This is a genomic window from Lacrimispora amygdalina (assembly GCF_900205965.1).
Classification (GTDB): domain Bacteria; phylum Bacillota; class Clostridia; order Lachnospirales; family Lachnospiraceae; genus Lacrimispora; species Lacrimispora amygdalina_A.
On sequence record NZ_OAOF01000005.1, the window covers coordinates 253553 to 280184 of the forward strand.

Below are 26632 nucleotides of genomic sequence, written 5' to 3' on the forward strand. Positions count from 1 at the left end.
AAAAAGCAATGAGTGAGACAGGTAAATTGAATTTAGGTCTGGGAACCGGAATGCAGCTTAATCAGGCCCAGAAAGCAGCAGATAGTAAGGAGTATTTGGTAGAGGGAGCAAAGCTTTTCTGTGTTAACGGAAGCAATATTACCCAGCTTAAACTTCAAACCGGTCATGGATATACCAGTGGTGGAAAGAAAAAGGTGAACTGTAAGGATTGCAAGGCCTGTGAGAATATCCCATACTTTGGGGAGTGCCGAAAGAATGAGAAGGACCACAAGTGCGAAGGCTTCATGGATCTGGTTGATAAATGGGAAAACACGGCAGTAGGAACCGGAAAGGCGGAAACCGTAGGAGGAGAAGAGGCTATCAGCATGAGCTCTGTCCTGCTCTGCAAAAAGGGAGGAATCATTATTCCGGTCACATCCGGTCAGGGGTATGATGGAAGAATTAATTGGGATGCCTTCCTGAAGCGTTATCAGAACGTAGTTCGCTGGGCCTCAGGGAAAAATATACTTTGCCATGTTTTTGGTAAGGATCCAATCAATATGAATACGGGTAATTATATTTATGAAAAAGAAGATCTTATTATTAAAGGAATTATGCCCTTAAGTTTTAAACTGTTTTATAATGCAATGGAATGCGGAAATCAGGGAAATCTGGCAGAGGGCTGGAGCCATAATTACGGAGTGCATTTGATAAAAATTGCAGGAGAAGATTTATTAGGTATTGTTCTGGAGGATGGAAGGGAGGTCCCATACCGCCGTAAACTGGGGGGAGAGTACGCCCCGGTAATGGGTGATGGAGGAAGTCTTAAGAAATCAGAAAACGGGTATTTTTATGAGCAGGAGGATGGGACTGTTTATGAGTTCGACTGTGATGGCAGGCTGTGTACCCAAAGAGACAAAAACGGCAATCTCCGAATATTTACGTATAATGAGGCTGGCTTTCTGGAGAGTGTGGGGAACGGAACAGGCGGTCAGTTAAAATATACATATAACAAAGAAAAGAATCTGATTTATGTGGAGGACCATACCGGGCGGAAGGTGAGTTTAAGATATCAGTATGGTAAACTTCGCTGGTTTATCAATTCAAGCGGCTGTACCTATACATATGATTATAACGAGAATGGAAGGCTCAATGAGGTTGTGACACCTCGAAATATCGCGGGTGTAAAAAATGAATATGACGGGGCTGACCGTGTGGTGAAGCAGACACTCCCGGATGGGGGCGTGGTGGAACTGCGATATGATGATAAGAATAACCGCACATACATGAAAGAGCAAAATGGGAACCTGATTATATATGAGAGTGATAAGAAACTGCGTAATATCCGTACCATCTATAAAGATGGAGAGGAAACATTTGAATATAATGACAGAAATCAGTTGATTAGGCGTGTTGATAAGAACGGAAATATGATAAAATCATCTTATGATGATAAAGGAAATTTGTCTCAGATTATCTATCAAGATGGTTGTAAATATAACATGACATATGATGCGAATAACCGCTTACTGATATTATCCGTAAATGGCGTTAAGAAAATAAAACGCACATATGATAGCAAAGGTAATCTACTCCATACAGAGGATGCATTGGGAAGAGGACAGGAATTTATTTATGATACCCAAGGAAGAGTAAAGGAGATGGTTCAAACAGATAAAAGCCATATCTATATAGAATATGATGAGCATAGTAATATTTCTAAAATCATAGATGGGTCTAAGAACACAATCAGCTATGATTATGATGTATTAAACAGGGTAGTGAAAATCGTTGATGGGAATGGGAACAGGACAAATTATGAATATGATACTGGTGACAGGATAACAGGTATCATCAACGCGCAAGGGAAACGGCGAAGCTATGAATATACAAAAAGCGGTAAGGTAACAAAGGTTATAGATTTTAATGGGGCTGTTACTTGTCTGGAGTATAATAATATGAATCAGGTAAGTTCTGTCGTTACTCCAGATGGAGGAAAGGAAATATTAGAATATGACCAGATGCAGAACGTTGCCAAACGAATTACTCCTACCGGGGCAGCGTATTTATATAAATATAATAGTTTAAATAGACTAGAAAAATTAACTCTTCCGACCGGAGGATCAATTTATTATGAATATGATGCCAATGGAAATCAAACAGCAATGACAGATGGTAATGGAAATAAAACAACCATGGAATATGATGAAAGAAACCGTGTGACAGAGGTTGTTGATGCTGGTGGAGCAAGGACAGTATATGACTATGATATGGAAGGAAATTTAACAAGTATTACAAATGCCATGGGTCAGTCTATAACATACACCTATGATGAAGCAGGTCAAAAAATCAGTGAAACAGATATTCTGGGAAATATTGTCCGATATGAATATAATAATTTGGGAAAGATTTCCTGCGTAATTGATTCCAAGCAGAGGAAAATAGTCTATGAATATGGTACTGGAGGTGTTATAGAAAAGATTATTTATCCAGATGGAAGCTATGAGCAGTACTCCTATGATAAGAACGGAAATTTAACGCGTCGGGAAAATCAGAAGGGAGATTATTTAGAGTATTCTTATGACTGTCTTAATAAGATTGTAAACGTAAAAAGCAGTTTGGGTCAGAAAATATGTTATACTTATGATGCAGTTGGAAATGTAACTTCTGTGACAGATACTTTAGGAAATGTCACTAAGTATGAGTATTTCATGGGAGGGAATCTGAGCGCTGTAATAGATGCTATGGGAAATAAGACAGAGTATGGTTATGATGCTATGGATAATCTCATCACCATTTGTCAGCATGAGGGAAGCGATACTTTACTGAAATGTGGTGATTTACATATAGATAATAAGGAATATGATTCAAATAAAGTTCATTTGACAAGATATGAACGCAATGGACTGGGAATGATTGAAACCATAATCGACCCACTGGGGTTAATGGAGCATTATACTTATAACCAGACAGGTCAAATGATTGTGAAATTGGATAAAGAGGGCTATGAAACTCGCTATAATTATACAAAGACAGGTGAACTTAGTGAAATCAGCTATGCAGACAACCGAAGTGTAGTTTTTCAGTATAATGCGTTAAAACAACTTATAGAAGTGAAAGACTGGCTGGGAACGACCAAGGTGGAACTTGACGAGGCAGGTCGACCGAGAAAGATTACTGATTATAAGGGACGGGAAATTGGTTATGAATGGAGTAAGATTGGTGAACGGACAGGTATTGTCTATCCGGATGGCAGAAAGGTGTCTTATGAATATGATGAATTATCCCGTTTGAGCCGTTTGATTTATGATGGACAAGAAATTACCTATCATTATGACAAGGGAGGACATCTGACGGAGAAGCGTTTCCTTAACGGAATCATTACCAATTATCAGTACAACTCTATGGGACTATTAAGCTGTCTAACTCATAAAGCAGATGGAAATATTTTGGAAAGGTATGATTATGGGTATGATTTGGCAGGGAATAAAACAGAGATTATAAAACAGAGAGAAATTCCACTCCTTTCTAGACATTTAACAGAAGAAATGTGCAAAAACTTGAAGGAGGAAAATGGTGTCTATAGCTATCGGTATGATAAGTTAGATCGTCTGATAGAAGTGTATAAGGGCACTGAAAGACTGCGTAACTATAACTATGATGCTTTTGGAAACCGGATAAAGAAGCAGGAAGGTATGGTAATTAACTTCTATAAGTATAATGCAGCAAATCAGTTGTTAGAGGCAAGGGGATCGGAGGAAGAAAGATATCAGTATGATAGGCGCGGTAATCTGACTGGAATTATGAAAGGAGGAAAACTGGATACTGGATATCTATATGATGCTACAAATCATTTAAGCAGGGCAATAAATGAAAAAGGAGAAATAGCGATTTATAACTATTGCGGGCTTGGTTATAGGTTTGGGAAGCAAGAATATATAATAGAAAGAACATCTGATTGGTGGGAGCGAGGGAAAGAAGCAAAATATGAATATGAAACACCTCATGCTCAATTAGATTATCTGCTTGATTTAACAAAGCCGTATCATAACCTCCTTTCCAAATCAGAAACTACAGAACAGGGATCAAATACGCAGGACTATGTATGGGATTCTAATGTGGTATCTATGTTAGAAGAAAAAGCTTCTTATATATATCTTCATGATGAACTGGGAAGCCCGGTCCGTTTACTTGGTATCCAAAAGAACTGTAAAAATATATATGGATATGATGAGTTTGGGGAAGATTTACTTGGGAATCAAGTAGATGTACAGCCGTTTGGATATACAGGATATCAAAAGGATCTTGTGGCAAATACTTATTTTGCACAGGCGAGGGAGTACATGCCGAAGATTGGAAGGTACACCTCAGTAGATAAGATAAAAGGAACTATTTATATGCCAAATACATTAAATGAATACTTGTATTGTTGGGGAAATTCATTGAAGTGGGTAGATTTGGATGGAAATAGGCCAAGTACTGTTAATTATAATGAAATATGGGGAGATTATTTTAGTAAATTATATCAATCTGCAGACAAGGCTTGGAAAGAAGGCTGGCAGTCAATTATAGATGAAATTGATATAATTTTGGATGCAAATGTAGAAGGAGGAGTCGGAATTGGAGGAAAGGCTTCAGTCGGGTTAGTAAATATCAGCTTTATATTAAAAAATTATCTTGAGATGGACGAACACATGGACGTTTCTTTTAAAGGTCAAGCAGGAGGTGGTGCAGGTATACCGGATAGTTTGGAATTATCGTTGGCTGGTGAGTATAATTATGGTACATATGAGTTTACTCCAATAGTGGGTTTGAACGACGGGATATTTGATGGTCATTTAAAGTTGACGTTTGGTGTTGAGGCATACGCAGGTGTTGGAGGAGGTGGTAATGTTACCATTGATATTAGTGAGATTGGTTTATTGGCATATAAGTGGGTGAAAAGCCAGTTTGTAGAATGCGAAAGTCAAAGATAAAAGAATTGTAATAAATGATATATGGAGATTAATAAAAAATGAATAAAATTAAATTTATAAGAAGTTTATTTTTAGTCTTAGTTACATGTTTATATGCAATTATTCTAAGCGGTTTCAGCTCTAGTGAAGTTATTGCATCAGAGTTAAATACAGAAAAATCTTCTGTAGATATGACTCCAGAATACTATTTAGAGCAATATCTAGAGGCATTCAATAATCAGGATGAGGAAGCAGCTTACCGTTTATGGATTCATGGTGATAATTCAGAAAAAGCAAGAAAATCTTTTGAGGACTTATTTAGTGGACATTTGAAAATTTGGGGTATAAAAAAAGCATATACTTATACTAAAAGTGGTGAAAAATATAGACCTGCTGAGGGAAAACGACCTGCAGGAATTCTATATACCTATGAAATTAAGTGTCCCGAGGATACTTTTCAAGTTGAGTTATCAATTGATAATAATTATAATGGAAAATCTGGGCTAAACTATTTTAAATTAAAACGCCAGGAGGAGCCAACAGGAAAATTTAGTACTTGGCGAAAATTTGATTTTGCACAATGGGTTATGGCTTTTTGTGCCATACTAGAAGTGATTTTTACTTTATATACATCAGGTATTTGTATAAGAAAGAAGCAGAAACGTTGGGGATTATGGCTTCTTTTGATTATGATTGTATATGGAGGAGTATGCTTCACAGTGACAGAAAATGTTAAAGTGGGATTTTTTGTGTATACGCTATTTATGCCTAAAATAATGAAATATACAACTGGTATACAGGTGTTTTTATCGGTACCAGTTGGTGCGATTGCTTATTGGATATTTAATCATAACAATAGAATTAAAAAAGACATAAAGTAAGATGTTACTGACGGTTTAAAGTTTTTAAACAACCGACAGATTTTATTCAGTTATGTTCGATATCCCTGTCTGCCAGAGTTTTGATTGAAAAGAACTCCTGATGGATAGAAGATTATATTTTCTAAAGTTATAAAAAAGGGGGGCAATCATTTCCAAATTGCCCTCATTTTAGTTGTAGTTTCTTCTTGCATAGTTATCATCAAAGATAGTGATGGATTATGTATGCGGCTGATATGACCCAAGAGTTTTTGCAGTTTAGTATCTTCTATTCCATTTTTGTAAAGGCTGGATGCAGTGTAAAGGCGAGAGCATGTTTGAAAATGGAGGAAAGATGGGAAAGAAAAGTATAGTAATAGAAATGATGGAAAAAAGTACATCTTCCTACGGCTTTCATTATGCAGCATATGAGAGCTGACTTAGGAGATTCAGAGAGGTAAAAGGAGTGTTTCAAAGCAGAGATTTAAATATTAGAGGAAATAAAAGGTTTAAAAAGACATTGCATATAGTTATAATATGTGTAATGCTATTAACCTTAACTGGTTGTATACAAATGAAGGATTTTATCTATTCTTCTCATACATTTTCTATAACTCTAGATACAACAGAGAATATATCTAAAACTCAGCTTAAGCAAGCATGTGATGTAATAGAAAATAGAATAAAAATATTAAAAATAGATGGGACAGCAAGTGCTAAAAACCAATCTATAATTGTAAATATAAAAGGTATTGATAGATCAGATGAATTGATTGAAAAATTATGTCGTAGGGGGAATATTTGTTTTATTGATGAGAATGGTAATACAATTTTGGATAATAGTTCAAATGATTTAATTGAATCAGCTCAAATTTATTTTAAACCATTAGACGGTAAATCTAATTTTTCGTTAGAGGTTCATTTATGTAAAAAAGCTGCTGAGGAGTTTGGAAATTTTACAGAACAGAATATAGGAAAACATATAGGTATTATTATTGATCAAGAGATGTATTCCTATCCACTAATTTCGGAAAAAATTGAAAATGGCATATTTGAGATGGATAATATTAAAGACGAAGAGAATGCATTAATTATTAAATACTTATTTTTATCTGAATATTTGCCCTATGAATTTTCGCTTCGTCAATAAATTTATAAGTTGGAGGAATATGCTATGAAAAGATTTATAGCAGCTATAATTGATATTGTTTTATTTTATATTTTTAACTCCCTTGTGGTATTGTTATTATTAGCTTGTATAATAAATTCGAATTTATATATATTTATAGATTTAATATTTAATTTTTATATGGTTATAATGATGATTATATTATTTGCTTATTTTTTTATAGCAGATTATAAATTTTCTGAACTCACTGTGGGTAAAAAAATTATGAATATAAAACCTTATCAGCATGTCGATAAGATAAAATTTGAATATGCATATGTACATACGTTAATTAAAATAACAGCATCAATATTGTGGCCAATCACACTTATTTATTTTCTGACTCACAATAATACAATGTTCTATGATACGATTTTAAAAATAGAGATAGAAAATTAATAATTTTTGAAAGATGTAAACTGTAAGGAATTTGGGAATACTTCATACCTTAGAAAATGTTGATAATTTGAGGATATTTTTCAATGCAAAGGATTTGCCGTTGGATTAACGTATTACAGGAAATTATATGGAGAAGATTGGCAACCTCCGGAAACAAAATATAAAATACCACCAATGTAATTTGGTATTTTATGTACGATAATAACCGGATATAAAAAATAATTTCCTAAAGAAGCTGAAAATGATGCAATGTTATTTGTTTGAAATGGAGAGCAGTTTTTGTATGATATAATCGCTATATTATAAAGGTCAAGTACACAATTAGGCTTAATAGCAGATCATTCCGCCAAAAGAATGGTCTGCTTTTTTGATAGAATGTGCCGGAGGGTGTAATGCGCCGTAAAAGTGAACTCCTCACTCTAAAAAATACAATTGCAGAAAAAGAACAGTTAGACTGTATAAATATATTGTTAATATAACAGATATATCAGAAATATATTTATCTTTATTTGCCAGCTTAGTTTTCTTGAAAATATTCCTCAATATGATATATTTGGTGTGTTTTGCACATTAAACGACATTACTAATTGTCGTTATCTGTTGTTTCCACAATGTATACATGTTATAATTTACACAGTTACAGAAAATAACAATAGTGTTGCTTTAATATGGGTGGATCTCTCAAAGGATAGCTTTGGTTGTAACAAATATTTTGTAATTTTTAAACAGATATTAAAGAGTTCAAAGCGTATGGCTATAACATGATCCATTTAGGACAGAAGCACCCCTAGAATAGTTTTATTAACAATAAAATATGTCAAAGGCAAACCTGTTAAAAAAGGGGACGTAAAGCCGAGGGTCTAAGGTGTTTTTTGCACTATAATAGCCTAGCCGTCAGAAGAATCAATAAGGTACTTGTCCTCATTTGAGGGCAGGTTTTTGTTTTTATAACGTCTTTTATACAAGGAAGATACCAGTTTTTGCATATTGCCTAGATAAGAGGTTATCTGTATGCTTCATTCCAACATCTGTTTTTTGAGGTGGAGATAAAGACAGCCGAGTACATACATTTCAGCCACCAATAATTAAATATATTAATAAATCAGTACTGCACCTAACCTGGCGTAGTGCTGATTTTTTTGTTTCGACAATAAACCTGTTGCGGCGACCTAATATTACAAAAGAGGGCAACGCAAAAGTCACTTTTGATAGAATCCTGTCAATGCCCCAATGCAGGTCTCCACCGCTTGTTCTTCATTCTTTGATTTTGAAAATCATGAAATGGAGGACAAGCCAAATGGCAGAAAGAATCAGAAGAATTAATTATCGGGAGAGATATCCCGAAGCAAGTGATGCGGTTATTGAGGTATTGGAAAAAAGTGACCGCAAAATGGAGTATCAGCAGTATGACTTAAAGGTGGAACGTTACCATATTGACTGCGTTAGTTGTGCAATTACTCTTATTCCCAGCAGGGAGGATTCCTTTGAACGGCTGGAAGAATCAAATCACCAGTTTGCATCGGATGAAATAAGTGTTGAAGATGCCGCAGTCCAAGCGGTGTTAATTAAAAAAATGCTCTCCTGCTTAAAAATGCTTACACCAAAGGAGCAAGAACTGATAAAAGAGCTGTTTTTCATAGGAAAAAGTGAGCATCAAATATCCAGAGAAATAAATATCGCACAGAGAACCATACATGATCGAAAGGTAAGAATCCTTAGCAAATTAAAGAAACTGATGGAAAATTAAAAATTATTCCGCTCAACCCCCTCGCTGGACGTGAAAGTAAGTGAGGGGGTTTTTTTGTTCCTCTTTTTGCTCTTTGAAAATTTTATATCCAACAGCATAAATACTTGATCTGTCCAGCCGTGATGAGCGGCAGCGACATTGACAGATACGCGGAGACTGCCTGCGGATTGGTAAGGCGGCACATAAACAGCCTTACCAATCCGTCGAACCGATAGCATCGAAGGTGACGAGCGATAAGATCTGGTCATAAAACAGCCCATGGTGGGCTGTTTCGCAAAGAAACGGACAGTGATAATGCTACTTCCGCCCAGCCACAGACATCGCAATGGGGGCGGCCCGGTGAGAACCACGGGGAGGTGAGATTCCTATGAGGTCTGCTGACCACAGACCATTTAAGCTGTTGCCTGTGCTTCGGGGAGTAGTGTCGAATAGAAGCATTTAAATGAAGAACAAGCAGATTGTTTTATCTTAGAAACTACACGGCAGGACAATTCTGCCCTGCCGTGTCCTTGTAAGATTAAACACCAATAAGGAGGAAATGTAAATGAATAATCAACCACTGAGTGAATTCCTGGAAAAGGAATTGATCATTGGCTATGTTAACAGCTGTGACGGGACTCGGCAGACATTCTATTTTGAGAAGTCCTCAGCCAATATTGCAAATTTTATCATGCTGCATCAAGAAAATACAGATCATATTATTTTAACTGATTTAGCAGATCATTTCATTCTGGATACCTTTGGTGAATTTATCAACCGCTGTCCGGATCAGACCTTTCTACAGGAGGTTCTAAAGGAATTGGTGCCTATGCAGGCAGGAGAAAAGAACCCGATTGAAATCGAGGAAGCCAGCGAAAATGAATATCATAGGCTTTTATTCGAAGAAGATCAGAGAATAACAGAAATGGAGATACGGATGCTGTAGTTTTATCTGTTTTACCAATGGATAGGAGGGATTCATTATGGATAGACCGCTGAGTGCATGGTTATATTGCAGGATTGATGCACCAGAAGATGTGTATGGTGTACTGAAAAAGCAGAAAAAAGAGCTTTATGATTATGCGGATCAAAAGGGCTTCACGGTGGCGGGTACCTCTGAGGATTTGTCAGATGGTCTTACGTTTGACCGGCCAGGCTGGAAGAACTTCATGGAGGCTGTCACGGCGGGAACAGTGGATGTGCTTCTTGTTTATAGCCTTTCCTGTATCGGCAGGGATATTTGCCGGACAATGGTTTGTCTGGAGCAGCTCAGGCAGAGCGGTGTGGCGGTTTATTCCCCGCTGGAGGGGGCACTGTCATTTTCGTTCCAGAAAACTATGCAGGATGTGATTTCACATTCCGGTTTTCAGCAGAGATGAGAGGGGGATATGTAATGGAAAGAGAAAAGATTGTCAGAGAAATGCAGTATAAACTGGCTGTAAAGCTGTTGGAGGTTATGGTCAGCAGCGGCTTTTTACTGCCAGAGGAATATGAAAAAATCGATGTACTGAACAGGGAAACATTTTCTCCAGAATTAGCGGAAGTATATTCGTAAAAACACTAGCTATCTTCAAGAAGGTGTGGTAATGTGTGATGCTGACAGGGGGAAAACTTCGAAGAAAGGAGAAAAGAATGGAAAAGAAAGCAGTTAAAAAAGTAATAAAAATTGAGCCTGTCAGCACCGCTATAAGTGTGGAGAAGCCTACAGGTAAGCGAGTATGTGCTTATTGCCGGGTCAGCACAGGATCAGCGGAGCAAAACAGCTCCTTTGAAGCTCAAGTGGAGTATTATACCCGCCTGATTGAAGAGAAGGTCAACTGGATATATGTCGGTATTTATGCCGATCAGGCGCGAAGCGGCACGAAAACCAGCGGACGGGACCAATTCCAGCGGATGCTGCAGGATTGCAGGTTTGGAAAAATCGATTTGATTCTAACCAAATCCGTCACCCGATTCGCCAGAAATACAGTAGACAGCATTAAGGTCATACGGGAGCTTAAAAAATTAGGTGTAGAGATCTACTTTGAAAAAGAGCGGGTAAGTACCTTATCCGAAAAAAGTGAACAGCTCCTGACCATCCTTAGCTCCATAGCGCAGGCTGAGTCCGAGAACATATCCACCAACATTCGCTGGTCTATCCGTTATCGCTTCCAAAATGGGACCTTTATCATCGGCAGTCCGGCCTATGGATATGAAAAGGATGAAAAAGGTGAATTAATGATTGAACCGCAAGAAGCAAGGATTATCCGAAAGATTTTTGATGAGTACCTTGGCGGGAAAGGCTCATATGCCATAGCCAGGCAGCTGCGCCGGGAGGGTATCCCCACCATTCGGGACTCAAAGGGCTGGCAGGATAGTGTGGTCAAGGGAATTTTGCAAAATCCTCTGTACGAGGGCGACTTACTATTCCAAAAGACCTACACGACAGAGGGAGTACCCTTTACTAAGAAACATAACCATGGGGAGATGCCCCGATATCTGGTTACCGATAACCATGAACCGATTATCACCAGAGAAGAAGCACAGGCAGTACGCCAGCTATATGAATACCGCAGACAGAAGCAGTGTACGGAGAATCTGGAGGTTTATCAAAGCCGATACGCATTTAGCGGCAAAATTATCTGCGGAGAATGCGGCAGCACCTTTAAGCGTCAGAAGCTTTACATCGGAGAGCCTTACCAAAAGGTTCAATGGTGCTGCCGTCAGCATATTGAGGATATTTCAAAATGTAGTCAGAAATCTATCCGGGAGGACTGCATCAAACAAGCCTTTATCACCTTGTGGAACCGGCTTGCGGGTAATTATGAAGAAATCCTGCTTCCCTTGCTGGAAGTTTTAAAGGCTGTGCCGGGTGATACGGTGCAGGAGCAGGAACAGCTTGAACTGGATCTAAAAATTTGGGAATTAAAACAGCAGAGTCATATGTTGCAAAAGATCCTTTCGGACGGCAGCATAGGCTCTGTTGTTTTTATAGAGAAACGAAACCAAATCGATATGGAGCTGGAGGTCGCATACCGTAGACAGCAGGTTCTCAAGGAACAGAAGCTGTTTGAACAGGAAATCGGACAGACGGAATACCTGATTACGGTATTCAGAAATCGCCCCTCGATTATAGAGGATTTTGACGAGGAGCTTTTTCAGATGGTTATCCACAGAGTAACCGCCTATTCTGGAAGTCGGCTGGTTTTCCAATTTGAAAATGGACTGGAACTGGAAGAAGACTATGGAAAGGAGCATTAAAAATGCAGAGACATACACCCTTTGGCTATCGGATTATTGATGGGAAGGCGGAGATTATGCCGGAAACTGCAAAAGTTGTAAGGGCTGTTTTTCAAGAGTATCTTACTGGAATCGCCACCCGCCAGATTGCAAAGAACTTAACAGAACAAGGTGTATTGAATGCCAGTCATAAGCTCTCGTGGAATCACGGTTCAGTTGGAAAAATATTGGAAAATAGAAAATATACAGGAGATGAATTTTATCCGCCCTTGATTGATACAGAAATTTTCGAGCAGGTACAGTGCCGCAGGGAGGAGCAGGTAAAAAAGCTTGGCAGATACGTTCAGCCTAACAGCTTCCGAAACCAAACACTGTTAGGCGGAAAGCTGTATTGCGGCGTCTGCGGACAACCATACCGAAGATATGTGGAGCAAAGCGACAAGCCTGGCGAGAATATCAAATGGAAATGCAAGCATTACATCAAGGAAAAACGGGTTTGCTGCCGTAATATATTTCTGACGGATGCTGTAATCGAGAATGCCTTTGTCAGCATCATCAACAGGATAATAGCGGAACCTGATACGCTGGAGCGGAAGAACCGGATTAAGCCGCCGCTTCCATGCCCTGGCTATGAAAAACTGACCCTGCAGATACAGACGGCTCTTGAAACCGGACAGTATAAAGCAGAGGAAATTAAAAGGCTGGCTTTTGACCGGGCAAGGGAGCAGTATCGGTCGGCGATTATTAATGACACAGACTATCAGACTGATAAGCTAAGAATCGCAGTGTCCGGGAGAGAAGTACAGGCCAAACTTGAGGAAAAGCTTTTTCAGCAGACTGTACGGAAGATCATGGTCCACCCGGAGGGAAAGCTCCAGTTTGAATTAAGGAACGGTCTGATTCTTGATATCAGCATCAGTGAAATACAGCAGAAAGGAGAGAATACCCCATGCAAGCAGTAAAGAAGAATATTTCCGTTATTCCAGCGACTCTGGCCTATGACAGATCAGTAAGACAGCAGACGAAGGCCTTGCGGGTAGCAGCCTACTGTCGCGTCAGCACCCTGCAGGAGCAGCAGGAAACCAGCTATGAAGCGCAGGTGAATTACTACACAGAAAAGATTAAAAGTAATCTTAACTGGAAACTGGCGGGTATCTATGCGGATGATGGGAAAAGTGCAACCTCAACTAAGAAGCGAAGCAATTTTCAAGCCATGATCGATGACTGTTTGGCAGGAAAAATAGACATGGTCATTACCAAATCCATTAGCAGGTTTGCCAGAAATACGGTGGACTCATTGATGAATATTCGAAAGCTAAAGGAAAGAAATATCGCAGTGTTTTTTGAAAAAGAAGGCATCAATACACTAGAGGGGAGCGGCGAACTGCTGATTACAATCTTAAGCAGTCAGGCACAGGAGGAAAGCCGGAATATCAGTGAGAACTGCCATTGGGGAATCGTCCGCAAATTTGAAAACGGCAAGGTGATAGTCAATCACAGTAAGTTTTTAGGCTACACAAAGGATAAGGACGGAAATCTGGTCATTGTTCCGGAGGAAGCGGAGCTGGTGCGCCGGATATTCCGCCTTTTTTTAGAGGGTAACAGCAGCTATGGAATCAAGCGGATGTTGGAGGCAGACGGCATACTTACTGTCACAGGAAATACAGAGTGGCATGCTACCGTTATTGACAAAATGCTTTCCAACGAGAAGTACATGGGAGATGCCCTGATGCAGAAAACCTATACGGTAGATTTCCTGACTAAGAAAAAGGTGCTGAATAAGGGAATCGTACCAAAGTACTACATAGAGGATAACCACGAAGCAATTATCCCCAAGGAGCTGTTCAATCGCGTGCAGGAAGAAAAGGCTCGCAGAACCGCTATCTACCGGCCTGCGGCAAGGAAAAAGGATGCTCCAGTCAAGGGTAAATACAGTGCCAAATATATACTGTCGGACATTATGGTATGCGCAGAATGTGGTCAGCCCTACCGCAGGCAGGTATGGACAAAGTATGGGATAAAAAAGGCTGTGTGGCGCTGTGACAACCGCCTTAAGCATGGTTCGAAGCGGTGCAAATATTCTCCTACTCTGAAAGAAGATAGCCTTCACGAAGCTATTATGACAGCTATTAACAGCGTAGTGGAGGATCAGGGAGAATTTGTTCAGGCGTTTCGAGAAAATGTTATCCGCATTATAGGAAACTACTCTGCCCAGATTGAGCCTACACAGTATGATGAACAAATTGAACAACTTCAACAGGAAATGATGAGACTCATTGAAGACAGTGCTAAAACCGAATGTGCAGACGATGCGTTTGATAAGGAATACCGTATCATCGCTGATAAAATTAAGGAATTGAAGAAGTTAAAAACTAAGGAGCTTAAGGAAAGGCATTTGGCGGAAATTTATGAGCTGCGAATGCAGGATATTGACGGCTACATGAAAAAGGTCAACTACCTAAAGCGGGAATTTGATGATGACCTTGTCCGCAGACTGCTCCAATCGGTCAGAGTTCTCAATGGGAGCAAAATAGAAATCCAGTTTCAATCGGGTATTGCTATCAAGCAGGAAGTCTTATGCGAGGATTAAATAACGGCAGGAGACGGACGAACGACGGCTCCTGCTAACAATATAGTGCTGATAAGAGTAAAATTCTAAGACAAAGGGCTGAGGACTTTACTGTTGGCAGTACGTTTCCATCCAACCTTGACATCGTATCGGGACACCGATATAATGAGAATAGGTGATGAAAATGACAATACAACAACTTATGCAGGATTTGAATATATCCCGCTATCGTTTATCAAAAATTAGCAGGATTCCATGGGCAACTCTCGCAGATATTTATTCCGGAAAAACACATCTTGACCGTTGCGGTGCGGGAACGCTTTCCAAGCTATCCAAGGCACTTGGCCTCACCATAGAGGAGCTTCTGGAACTGGAGTCTGAACCGACAGAAAGCATATCGGATGGAAAACCAAATAGAAAGACATACTTGGAAATAGAATTATCAAGCAGTATTCAAAAGGCAATTAAGGATTATTTACAGGGTGAGAAGGAACAGGTTCTGCACCTTGACTGTTTATGGGATGAATTATATGGAGCTATTAACGCTGACCTCTGGTCCGGATTAATTACGGAAGAGCAGGCCGGCTATCTGCGTGACAAATATCTTGGTCTGGGCGGAGAGGAGGATATTCATGATTGATTTTACCTCATGTGAAGTAAATAAATTCAGAGCCTACGGTGGGGCAAACGGAAATAAGATCAACATTCTTTATGAGGGGAGCAGTTATATGCTGAAATTCCCCCCAGCTCCCAGCCGCAATAAGGCTATGAGCTATACCAATGGATGCATCAGTGAATATCTTGCCTGCCATGTCTTTGCTTCCCTTGGATTCAAAACACAGGAAACCCTGCTGGGAACCTATACCGATCCACGGGGAAAAGAAAAGGTAGTGGTAGCCTGCAAGGATTTTACCGAAGGAGGCAAGAGGCTTCTTGAGTTTGCCCACCTAAAGAATACCTGTATCAACAGCGAACAGAATGGATATGGCAAGGAACTTTCTTCTATTTTACAGGCAATTGATGAGCAGACGCTTCTACCGCCAGACCAGCTCCGGGATTTCTTTTGGGACATGTTTATTGCCGATGCATTGCTCGGCAATTTTGACAGGCACAATGGTAATTGGGGAATTCTTGTAGATGAGCAGTTAAAAATTGCTGAAATTGCTCCTGTTTACGATTGCGGCTCCTGTCTCTATCCGCAGCTTGCAGCTAGCGATATGGAATCTGTTTTAAGCAGTGAGGATGCCATTAACAAGCGTATCTATACTTTTCCTGCCTCTTCTATTGAGGAAAACGGAAAGAAGATATCCTATTTTGAATTTATTTCTTCGCTGAAAAATTCAGACTGCACCGCAGCTCTGAATAGAGTTTTAGGGCGTATTGATATGAATGAAATTAGTGCCATTATTGATGAAACGCCCACACTGCGTCCGGCGCAAAAGGAATTTTACAAGGTGATGATTTCTGAGCGGAAGGCAAAAATCCATGATTACAGCATGGAGCAGCTCATTAAACTGGCAAGACAGGAGCCAGATCAGGAAAAACTACAAAACCAGGGACAGCAGTTTACTATTTAATAGTTGTTTTAGAAGCATAAGTGATATGGTAATAGAGCTGTATCAATCGGTTTTAGGGTTGAGTAAACCATATTTAGAGATGTAACAATGACATTGTATCAGTGCTTCATCAGATTGACAGTTAGCACTATAGAATATATAATGTTATCAACAATATTGTCTATGTGTTTGTTAGAGGAGAATCCTGATGATTAATGTTAATGAACTTTTAGAGAATGCAATAAGCGAAACTGATAATCTCCGTGATGGTGAAATTTTTCTTTTGAAGGATTTATTTAAAGGATATGAATGGAACCGAATTCCTCGTAATGATAGATTATTACTTGGAACATTGTTCCTGAATTATATAAATAGTTTTGATAGAAAAGTACGAGCAATTGAGAAAACTTCATCGGGACAACAAAAATATGAAAAAGAATTAGATAATTAGACTGGGGATATGCGATGCCGAAAATTGTAATTTTCTCGTTTTTCTCTGGAGTTGGTATTTTGGATCTTGCTTTTGAGAATAGTGGATATGATATTGTTTTTGTAAATGAGTATGAAACCAGATTTATGGAAGCATATCAATATACAAGACAACAATTAAATATGAAAGAACCATTATATAGATACTCTACTAAAAGTTCTATGGTTTATACGAAAAGAAAAAATAAGAAGAAATTATTGAATATGATACAGAAGGAAAAAGACAAGGGAAATATGGTAGGCTTTATTGGAGGTCCACCTTGTCCTGATTTTTCAATCGGAGGAAAAAATGAAGGAGCAAGCGGTAAGCATGGTAGACTTACAAAAACCTATTTTGATTTGATAACAAGGTGTCAACCTGATTTTTTTATGTTCGAGAATGTAAAAGGTCTTGTGAGAACAGAGAAACACAAAAAGTTTTATCATGAAATGAAAATGAAAATAACACATAGTGGATATGTTATATCAGATAAAGTGATTAATGCTTTAAGTCATGCAGTTCCACAATCCAGAGAAAGAGTAATAATGATTGGATTTAGGGAGAATTTACTCAGAGATGCTAAAATATTTGATATCGATAAGTATAATCACTTTACTTTTCCATGGAAAAAACATGAAGCTTATGATTCTAATGAAATATTGAAAATGGATTGGCCTGATGTTGAAGAATTTGTTGAAAATATAGATAGAGATTTCATTTACAATGTTCCTGTTGAATTAACTGTGGAGTATTGGTTTCGATTAAATGATGTTGAGCATCATCCAAATCAGATTGATCAATTTGAAGTGAAAAAGGGTATAAGAAAAATTAGTGATATAGAAGAAGGAGATACTAGGAGAAAGTCCTTTAAGAGATTACATAGATGGAGATATTCTCCAACAGCTGCATATGGAAATAATGAAGTGCACCTCCACCCTTATAAAGCAAGAAGACTATCTGTGGCAGAGGCAATGGCTATACAATCATTACCGGCTAATTTTGTTTTACCAGAAAATATACCATTGACATATAAGTTTAAAATGATAGGTAATGGAGTGCCATATTTAATGGCAATTGACATAGCACTAACTCTTCATGAAGTAATTGAGGATATTATTAAAAATTTGGAGGTATGAGTATATGTTTGAAAGTATGAATTACAAACAAATAACAATTAACCCGAGGATTATTAATCATTTGGGAAAGAATCTGATTACAACTTCTGATGTAGCTGTCGTTGAATTAGTCAAAAATTCGATTGATGCAAAGTCAAGTTGCATTAATCTTTTATTGTTTGAAAATAAATCATATTTAGAGCAAGGTAACAACTTCATAACTCCGTTGTCGAAAGATGTTTTTGATTTCCTTCCGAATTATTGCTTAAATACCCCCTTTTTGATTGTTGAAGATAATGGAAAGGGTATGAATAATGAACAATTAGACAGAGGTTTTTTAGAAATCGGTACTGATATAAAGTTGGATAATACAGAAGGAATAACTTTAGGAGAAAAAGGAATAGGGAGGTTGGCTGCACAAAGATTAGGCAGATATTTATTGGTAGAGACTGCTTCTCGTGATGAAGATTATGCAACATTAACTTTTGTGGACTGGGAAAACATAGTTAATCCATCTTTGGAGAATGTTAATGGAACAAATTATAGAGTGCCTTATAAAAGAATTGATAAAATAAATTGTAGTTACACTCGATTATGGATTTTTGATATTAATATTAACGATTTCTTAGACACTCCGGCTCAGTTAGTATTAAATTTAGGTCTTAATACGAATATGGTGGTTAATAGTAATTTGAAATCTGCTCTTAATTTTTTGATATCACCTTTTTCACATGGTACTAACTTAACAAATATTCAAATGTTCTATAATAATAATAAAATTGGAATTGATTTCCCAGAGTATATGTTGAATCTTTCAGAAAGCATACATTCTTTTGTAATTGAGATTAATGAAGATAATAAGATAAAATTGAATTATAGTTTGCTATTGAAACCATGGTTCATAGAACGAGTCCATAGAGTTTTGGTTAAGCCTGAAGCGTTTAAACGATTGAAAAAAAGCCATGTTTATTATAAAGAATTACTAGAAGATAATAAAGATAAAATAAAAAAAGTCTTATCTAGAACAATTGATGAAGAAGAGTTGACAAAAATTGTCACAGAAACATATGATGAACTTTATTCTGTTAGCATAAAAAATAAACAGAATAGGTTAGATTTTGCATGCTTAAAAGCAGAAAAATGTATTCAGAATTTGAAAAGAATAATTCCAATAAAAGGTGAAATATATACCTTTAAGCAAAATAGTGCAGTCGGTCAAAATATAATTATTGATACAGTTCAAGAATTATATGAGGATACTCAGTATTCTTTAAAGCAACTAAAGAGATTTTTGGATGATTATAATGGGATAAAATTATATAGAGATGTATATAGAATTGGATTCTTAGGAGATAAAGAAAATGATTGGATAAAGTTGCAGCAGTTTCGTACTAAAGGACAACAATGGTATAGGTTTGATTTAGGCAATACATTGGGGTTTGTATCTGTCAATGATCCTGATCAGATAAATATCCAAGAGATAAGTTCGCGTTTGGATATAAGTCAGAATGAGGTGTCAGATGCGTTCAAAGATTTAATAAACATAGTTTTTAATAAATTGTTTTATGAAATAAATCGCAAGTCAAATTCGATTGTTAAATCAATTCTTGAACAAAGAGGATTATTAGGAGAAAGTCTAACAAAGAGAGTAAAGAAAAACACTTCTACTATTGATAATGCAATAAGAAGAAATAAGCAGATAATGAAATCTATGCAAAATATAACAGCACAATTAGAAAGAAATGTTAAGATAGATGGAGAGTCAGCTTTTATTCCGTTAAAAATATATAATATGGTAGAACAAGTATTTAGAGATACATCGGATCATTTTGTTGAAGATGAAAAAGCTCAGACACAAGCCGTTAATCTTTTAGCAGAAGCTGATGAGCAATTAAAAGCTATTGAGGTGGAATCGTATAATAATTATAAACTAATGGCTAATGGGTTGATTACGGAGACGATTACACATGAATTACATTCCATCAGTAAAACAGGTATAGAAAGTAATATAGATAATCACTTTGAGTATTTGAAAGGTTATTTTGTAGAAAATGGATCAATTCCTATATATAATCAGCACTTATATCCTATTAAAACAAATTATGGTATTGTTTCATGTAAATTAAATGAGGTTGGTAATTTGTACTCATTCTTAGAAAATACTTTTGTAAAAAAGGGAACTTATGATGAGTTTGTAAATCAGAAAATACAGGATATTGTTGATGATATCCAGCAAAATCTACTCAAGATAATCAAAGATAATGATATAGAAATTGATTGTATAACTAAAGATCTGACTTGGTTTGTACCTAAGGGGGTCTTAATCCATGTCTTTTATAATTTGATCAATAATTCAATATATTGGATTGATAAACGGCGAAAGTTTGCAGAGTTGGACGAATTATATAATTATGATCAAAAAGATAAAATTATTATAGAAGAATTCAATTCTGATGCTATTGTTGTCTTTGATACGGGAACTGGTATAATCAATAATATGGAAGATATACTTTTTGAACCATTGGAGTCCGGGAAACCGAGTGGTGAGGGAAGGGGGATGGGGTTATATATTGTTAGGCAATTGTTAAGATCTTTTAATGCAGATATTGAGTTGCTTCCAGATAGAAATTATTATGGAAATAGATACAAATTCTTGATAACAATAGAAACAGAGGAGATATATCAAAATGGATTTAACACTAACTTATGATAAATTGTTTAGAATTGTTAATTGTGATAGTGTAATATTCTTTGAAGATGATTTTTCTTTTAATGACAAAAAAGAAAGCTTACTCTATGGTTTCTCGAGAATGGATGTGGAACAAAGAAATAATTTACTTGCTATTACTTCAGAAATAAATGAAGAATTCACAACTAAGTTACATGCGTATATTCAATTATTTAATCATTGTTCTCTCTATATAAATTGGAAAGAGAAAGTGATTTTTGATGACATTTCTACGGCCTTTCATCATATTTCCACAATTGATGAATGCAAAGAATATTCGGATGAATTGAAAAAACTATATGATGAAATTGAAATACCCACTGATCAAAAATTATTACAGATTTTACACTACTATGGACTAGGAGTAGCTGTTCCGGATTATTTCAATAGAATTTTTGAGGAATATATATTTAAAAATAGCACTTGGAAAAACTTCAAAGTGTATGAAGACTTTTCAGCATCAATTAGTGATTTGTTTAAACAGGATTTGGAAAAAAATAAGTTATCTGGTAAAACATTGATTTGCATTATTGATAATCAATTATCTTCTGGTGAGCAACGTGCCAACGAAGTTTTAAGCTTTATAAATGATTTCAATAAGAAAACAAGAAACAATATTATTGGAGCCGTGCTGAGTTCAAAAGAACGAAAGGAAGAATTCACAGTTCAATTTTTTGCAGAATTTGTTGATAAAAAAGATAATCAAAATTTACAGACTAATTTGCAAAATGCTTTAGTAAAGAGTACTTATAGTTTGATTTTGGATCGATTAAAGAAAATATATTTATCTACATTAGAAAAATCTTTTGATGAAGCTATTTCTAATAAAGACATTGCTGCATATTTATCAATAATGGCTTCATATGAAGGAATAACAAATTATAAGGTTATAACTGATTGGATACAACTTTTATTTGGCTATAAAATTAATGGAAATAAGGAAATTATTGATATAGTAAAGTTAACACAATTAATAGATATTCTTGAAGATGAAGACACTGAATTTTCACAGGATATGTTAAAGTTAAATACATTTGAAGCATTTGATTATAATGTTAATACATATTTCCAGCCCCCTGCTGCAGGTGATATATTTGTTGATGAAAAAGGGCTGTATTACATATTAGTTGGACAAGATTGTGACATTATTACAAGTCAAACAAGAAGTGGTAATAATGCAGTAACAGAATTCGTAAAAGCTGAAATAGTTCCTCAAGATACGATTGATAAAGTTAGCTATAATTTAGAATATATGTGTGTGGATAATTTTAGACAAATGGAATCAGATATAGCAAATAGGCTGCAGATAAAGTATTCTTCTCGAATATTTATTGATAATGCTATTGTTAAGATGGCTTGTTACAATAATTCGGGTAAATGCCAATTAAATTTGTTTGATGATATAAATGAAGAGACAGAGGATTTTCTAGCACCTTATTTGATTGAGGCTCATAAAGAACTACAAAAATATTTTAGATCTATTAAAGTATTGAATGAAAATTCATCAGTTGAGATATCTACGATTTTAAATTCCAGCTATTCTCCACGATTTATTCCGCTAAATAAATACGAGATAGACGATGATGGAAAAACAATGAAATTTAAATTTCAAAGAGTTTGTAGGATGAATCGTACTTATGTATTATATTTATATAAATTGTTCTTAGAATATAGAGGGAGGCATCCTTTTGATTGTATCAATTTATCACGGCATAGTAGTTTGGAAGCTTGTGTTGTGGGTGCTGAACATATTCACCTGCCATTTGATGTAATTTTATCATCAAATAGAAAAACGAATAGAAATGCGATTAAAAAATTGAATTGGTTGGTTAAGCCCGAAGAATTAGAAAATGTGATTAAAGAAGCGTACAAAAGAGTAGTTAAATTGAAGGAAAAGGAATTGGTTATTATTGACAAAAATCCTTATTCTGTGTCTTGTGAGGATAACTCTCAAATTGTATTAGTAAAAAAAGATCATAATATGATTTCAATAAGCTTAAGTTAAGACGCTTAAATGACTTGTGGAATATCTTAAAAGGCTTAGAGGTATGATATAATGCAGGATGCAATAAAATTTGTTGAGAATATGAAGAAAAAAATATCAAAGAATGTAAAGCAGCCACTTGAAAATTTTACTGATCGAAGCAAACAGGTACTGCTTTGTGAGATGATCAGGTATATTGACTCATTATTTGAGAAAGATACAACGTATTCTAATAACATATCTTATAAAACTGCAAATCTTATTGAGTATGCGGTGCCTTTATTGATACAACTTACTACATTAAGAGACAGAAATATAATTGGAAGTCCATTGATCCCATCAACTATACAGATGAAAGCTGATATTGAAAAAATATTAGATGAGTTGGAGATTTATGGACTGCTAGATACCTGTGAAAATTATATAAGATCAGGAATGCTGGAAATTAAGACCATTAATGAAAGTCAAATGAAATTAAGTTTTGCAAATAAATACAATGATTTAGAAAGAGTTGACAGAATAAATACAGTGGCATACTCAAATAGTATGTTGTGCACTTTGATGCCATACAATATCAAGATGACAAAAGAATCTGTGATTAAGCCAATTCTAAAAAAAATGTCTAATCTGGTTTATAGCTGGCAAAAACATTTTATTGGATATGATGCAGATGAAGTAGTTGATGATTATTATATAAAGAATGCTGTAGTCGATTTGATACAAGATTCAGAATGGAATAGCTTTGAACAAAAAGACAAATTTGGAGATATAGAGTATGAGGTGTTCATTGGCGCTATATTAATGTTGGAATCTATCTCAATTAAGCATTTACAATTTGTTTATTTAGCATTGGAAAAATATTCAGGAATGGATAAACACAATATATTACCGGTGTTTGATACAAAACAAACTATTTGTGAATCGTTACAGTACATTTTGAACATAGATGAAAAAAGTGCACTAGTTGTATTGGATATGATATCTTTAAAACAAGACGAAATATCTTTATTAATGGATTCCTACCTACCACTACCGCCGTACATCGAAATTGCTAAGGACAATTTCATTCGTTCTTATGCTGGCTGTTTATATGAACCGGTAAGCTATTTATTATTTAGGCTCAAGAAAAGATTCCCAAGAGATTGGGATTTCAATATTCAAAAAAGAGAAGAACGTTTCAGAAATGATATATATGATTTGTTTCCGGATGAATTTTATACCAAATTAAGAAGAAATATTATTTTGAAAAGAGATGGAGTAGTAATTACTGACATTGATGCTTGCTTATATGATAAGGAAGCAGGGGATGTTTTATTTATACAATTAAAATGGCAAGATTCTATATATGATTCATTTAAATCAATGGCAAGTAAAAGAAAAAATTATATAGATAAGGTTGATGAGTGGATTAAAACAATGCAAAATTGGATTCAGACTACTAATGTTGAATTAATTGGTAATCATCTGCAAATGCGGCCTGATATGATAGACAAGAAAAAAATTAAATTATTAATTGTTGGACGATACAATGGTGAATACTCATCTTCAGGGAGGACATTTAAGGAAGTAGTATATTGTCAATGGTTTGAATTGCAGCGTATTCTTTTAACAAATAAAGAAAAGGTTATTAAAGGCAAATATAAGTTAGATGATGTTTATAAAGAATTAATGGAGACTATGCAGACGAGAGAGCAAGAGCGAGATGTAAAATCTGGAATAGAGTATAATGGAAAGAGTATAATCTATAATGGATTTTTCTATAACGAAGCATAATAATAAAATATTTTTTCATGGTCTCCAAGAAATAGTACTTAAGTATTTATTACTCGTAAGTATCATTATTTTGTTTGCGGCCTCGAACGCACTAGGCTCCAGCTACTCAAATAGATTATGTCATAAAAGGCATGAAGAAATGCGGTCAGATAACATATGCTTTAACTTTGGAAACATATAGATTAAAGTTAAACGATCAATCAAATGCGCTCAACTAATGTTTTGCAATTAACAACATGAAGGTATTGTCTCACCAGAGCTGCTTTTTGTTTTAGAAAATAATAAAAGAATTTCAAATTACAACAACACTTTACCATTAAGCAAATATCATATTTATAGGTAATATTAGGGAATAAAAGTGATATTATAATTAGTGAATGCTGGAAACTCTTCTTAAATAAAATGAGTTAATATGCTGTTTCAAACTACTTCTTGAGTGTCTAAGTTTTGTCTTGACATGCTTCAGTAACATTGTTATGATGGAGAAAATGATACGCCAAGAAAAGTAGGGAGGAATGAATTAATGGCAAATATAGAAAAAGATAACGCATTATCAATACCCACGCCAAAAGAAATAACAACAGGTAACCCAGATAAAGTGGAAACATATGGAGGAAAAGGCACAGCACGTGTCACTAAGTCTTATAAACAGCCGGACGGCTCCACTGTTAAAGTGACAAGAAAAATTAATAAAGATAATAGCATTTCTGATAAAATTGAGTACAAACATATGTAGCAGCTAAAAAGACCCAGATTTATAGTGTTTAACTGCAGCCCCATAAAAGCCTTGCATACCCCAAGATACCTGTCGCTTCATTGTATAATTTCACATCTTTGCCAAAACAATGAAGGCCAAGACCTTGGTTTTTTCTTGCCCGAAGGTCGTACACTTGATAAATTCAAACTTGTAGTTCTCATAACAGATAAAAAACAATAAATCGAATTTTCAATTTGGCTATGAGGGTTATTAAAATAAGGTATTTCTTATAGCTGTTATTGGGTATATGTTGAAATATGCCACCAAGGTCTCACTAGGATCTGGTGGCATATATTTTATCTCCTCAAGGCATACCGAAATTATTGTTGAAATATGTCGATATAAAATATTAAGTATGTAATATACGTATTATGTAGAATATGGTAAAATATAAATAGAATTATAAACGGCTTCTATATTTGTGAGATTTCGTATTATTTATAGATAAGCGTAATGATTTCTATTATCACTAAAGGCAATTAATATAAAGAAAGTTATAAAATAAGAAGATTATTTCGCATATCAATAGAGTACAGACTCCCAGATTTTATTATAAATAATTCTGGGAGTCTGTTTTTTGAGAATATAGTTAATTCGGTGTATTATAAACTAAAGTAATAATAGAAACAAAAAATTTAAAGATAACTTTATGAAAAAACTTTAATATCAAATGGAAAGAATAGGTATGTTTACAAAAGCTATTTTCTAAGAATTGAATTTTAATTTGGTAGATATATGGAAGTTTGTGGACGGAAACAATAATAACCCAGATTGGAGGTGAAACGTTTGGGAAAACTTACAGATGACGATATCAGGGATATGAAAAAAATCACCTTACAGATAGCTGGACAGTATCTTGGCATTGCTCCCATGGCAGTTGCATTAGGTATGAGAAATGATTTGTTGCCGATAGGATTTGCAGTACATAATGAAGAACGTTATAGAGATAGTTGGACATATACCATAGTACCACAGCGCCTTATAGCTTAAAATCACGGCAAAATTAACGAAATACAGGTACAAAATATTGAAAAGAATCTTAATACTATCATTAACCAGTTTGAAGAAATGAAACGGGATCTGGTTTTCTCGTGAACAATTATATAGTGAAATATGGGAGATTTCTGTTATGGGTGTGTCAAAAAAATATAATGCGCCATATAGTCATTTACTGAAGCTCTGTAAAGAAGTTGATATTCCTATTCCACCTTCTGGCTATTGGACAAAATTAAATTTTGGAAAATCAGTTACACAAACGCCTGTAAGTGGTAAACTATAACCAGCAGATTTAGGCAAATAAAATCCAGCAACTATTACGGAACATCATCGAATGATATACTGTCATTCGGAGGTGAAGAAAGGATGGTTAAATGGATGG

Annotated in this window: 21 protein-coding genes and 1 riboswitch; all 21 genes read left to right on the forward strand. The window is 35.7% G+C overall.

The features are described from left to right. Positions 1-8 precede the first annotated feature (8 nt). The 21 genes from CRO04_RS09750 (at position 9) to CRO04_RS09845 (ending at position 26533) form a co-directional block, all read left to right on the forward strand. Entirely contained in the window at positions 9-4955 is a 4947-nt protein-coding gene (locus CRO04_RS09750) for a DUF6531 domain-containing protein (RefSeq protein ID WP_097004037.1), read from the forward strand. A 38-nt stretch (positions 4956-4993) separates the two neighbouring features. Continuing rightward, positions 4994-5815, forward strand: coding sequence for a hypothetical protein (locus CRO04_RS09755; RefSeq protein WP_097004038.1), 822 nt, complete (start codon positions 4994-4996; stop codon positions 5813-5815). Between the two features lie 442 nt (positions 5816-6257). Beyond that, entirely contained in the window at positions 6258-6941 is a 684-nt protein-coding gene (locus CRO04_RS09760) for a SecDF P1 head subdomain-containing protein (RefSeq protein ID WP_097004039.1), read from the forward strand. Positions 6942-6965: 24 nt separating this feature from the next. Next, positions 6966-7358, forward strand: coding sequence for an RDD family protein (locus CRO04_RS09765; protein WP_097004040.1), 393 nt, complete (start codon positions 6966-6968; stop codon positions 7356-7358). An 812-nt stretch (positions 7359-8170) separates the two neighbouring features. Continuing rightward, positions 8171-8257, forward strand: a riboswitch (cyclic di-GMP riboswitch). A 398-nt stretch (positions 8258-8655) separates the two neighbouring features. Then, on the forward strand, positions 8656-9105 hold the full coding sequence (locus CRO04_RS09770) for a LuxR C-terminal-related transcriptional regulator (protein ID WP_097004041.1): 450 nt from the start codon (positions 8656-8658) through the stop codon (positions 9103-9105). 544 nt (positions 9106-9649) lie between these two features. Then, entirely contained in the window at positions 9650-10030 is a 381-nt protein-coding gene (locus tag CRO04_RS09775; protein WP_097004042.1) for a resolvase, read from the forward strand. Between the two features lie 37 nt (positions 10031-10067). Further along, a complete protein-coding gene (locus CRO04_RS09780; RefSeq protein ID WP_097004043.1) occupies positions 10068-10463 on the forward strand; it encodes a recombinase family protein in 396 nt (131 codons plus the stop codon). A gap of 14 nt (positions 10464-10477) precedes the next feature. Further along, positions 10478-10639 carry an SHOCT domain-containing protein gene (locus tag CRO04_RS26200; RefSeq protein WP_166432518.1) on the forward strand — a complete coding sequence of 54 codons (162 nt, stop codon included), beginning with the start codon at positions 10478-10480 and terminating at the stop codon, positions 10637-10639. A gap of 77 nt (positions 10640-10716) precedes the next feature. Next, on the forward strand, positions 10717-12324 hold the full coding sequence (locus CRO04_RS09785; RefSeq protein ID WP_097004044.1) for a recombinase family protein: 1608 nt from the start codon (positions 10717-10719) through the stop codon (positions 12322-12324). 2 nt (positions 12325-12326) lie between these two features. Next, positions 12327-13265, forward strand: coding sequence for a recombinase family protein (locus CRO04_RS09790; RefSeq protein WP_097004045.1), 939 nt, complete (start codon positions 12327-12329; stop codon positions 13263-13265). Continuing rightward, the gene (locus tag CRO04_RS09795; RefSeq protein ID WP_097004046.1) at positions 13253-14893 is read left to right on the forward strand and encodes a recombinase family protein; all 1641 of its coding nucleotides are present in this window, start codon (positions 13253-13255) and stop codon (positions 14891-14893) included. The genes CRO04_RS09790 and CRO04_RS09795 overlap by 13 nt, the downstream gene beginning before the upstream one ends. Before the next feature lie 163 nt (positions 14894-15056). Continuing rightward, positions 15057-15512, forward strand: a complete 456-nt coding sequence (locus CRO04_RS09800; protein WP_097004074.1) for a helix-turn-helix domain-containing protein — start codon at positions 15057-15059, stop codon at positions 15510-15512. Further along, complete coding sequence (locus CRO04_RS09805; protein WP_097004047.1) at positions 15505-16449, forward strand: HipA domain-containing protein; 945 nt, start codon at positions 15505-15507, stop codon at positions 16447-16449. The genes CRO04_RS09800 and CRO04_RS09805 overlap by 8 nt, the downstream gene beginning before the upstream one ends. Positions 16450-16636: 187 nt before the next feature. After that, positions 16637-16879, forward strand: a complete 243-nt coding sequence (locus CRO04_RS09810) for a single-stranded DNA-binding protein (RefSeq protein ID WP_097004048.1) — start codon at positions 16637-16639, stop codon at positions 16877-16879. 14 nt (positions 16880-16893) lie between these two features. After that, a complete protein-coding gene (locus CRO04_RS09815) occupies positions 16894-18033 on the forward strand; it encodes a DNA cytosine methyltransferase (protein ID WP_097004049.1) in 1140 nt (379 codons plus the stop codon). Between the two features lie 4 nt (positions 18034-18037). Continuing rightward, complete coding sequence (locus tag CRO04_RS09820) at positions 18038-20722, forward strand: ATP-binding protein (protein WP_097004050.1); 2685 nt, start codon at positions 18038-18040, stop codon at positions 20720-20722. Beyond that, positions 20700-22745: a hypothetical protein gene (locus CRO04_RS09825; protein ID WP_097004051.1), complete on the forward strand. Its 2046-nt coding sequence runs from the start codon at positions 20700-20702 to the stop codon at positions 22743-22745. Before CRO04_RS09820 ends, CRO04_RS09825 begins: the two co-directional genes overlap by 23 nt. Positions 22746-22796: 51 nt before the next feature. Next, entirely contained in the window at positions 22797-24497 is a 1701-nt protein-coding gene (locus CRO04_RS09830; protein WP_097004052.1) for a hypothetical protein, read from the forward strand. A 523-nt stretch (positions 24498-25020) separates the two neighbouring features. Continuing rightward, on the forward strand, positions 25021-25233 hold the full coding sequence (locus CRO04_RS09835) for a hypothetical protein (protein WP_097004053.1): 213 nt from the start codon (positions 25021-25023) through the stop codon (positions 25231-25233). Between the two features lie 807 nt (positions 25234-26040). Beyond that, positions 26041-26244: a hypothetical protein gene (locus tag CRO04_RS09840; RefSeq protein WP_242974414.1), complete on the forward strand. Its 204-nt coding sequence runs from the start codon at positions 26041-26043 to the stop codon at positions 26242-26244. A 139-nt stretch (positions 26245-26383) separates the two neighbouring features. Further along, positions 26384-26533 carry a hypothetical protein gene (locus CRO04_RS09845; RefSeq protein WP_242974415.1) on the forward strand — a complete coding sequence of 50 codons (150 nt, stop codon included), beginning with the start codon at positions 26384-26386 and terminating at the stop codon, positions 26531-26533. Positions 26534-26632 lie beyond the last annotated feature (99 nt).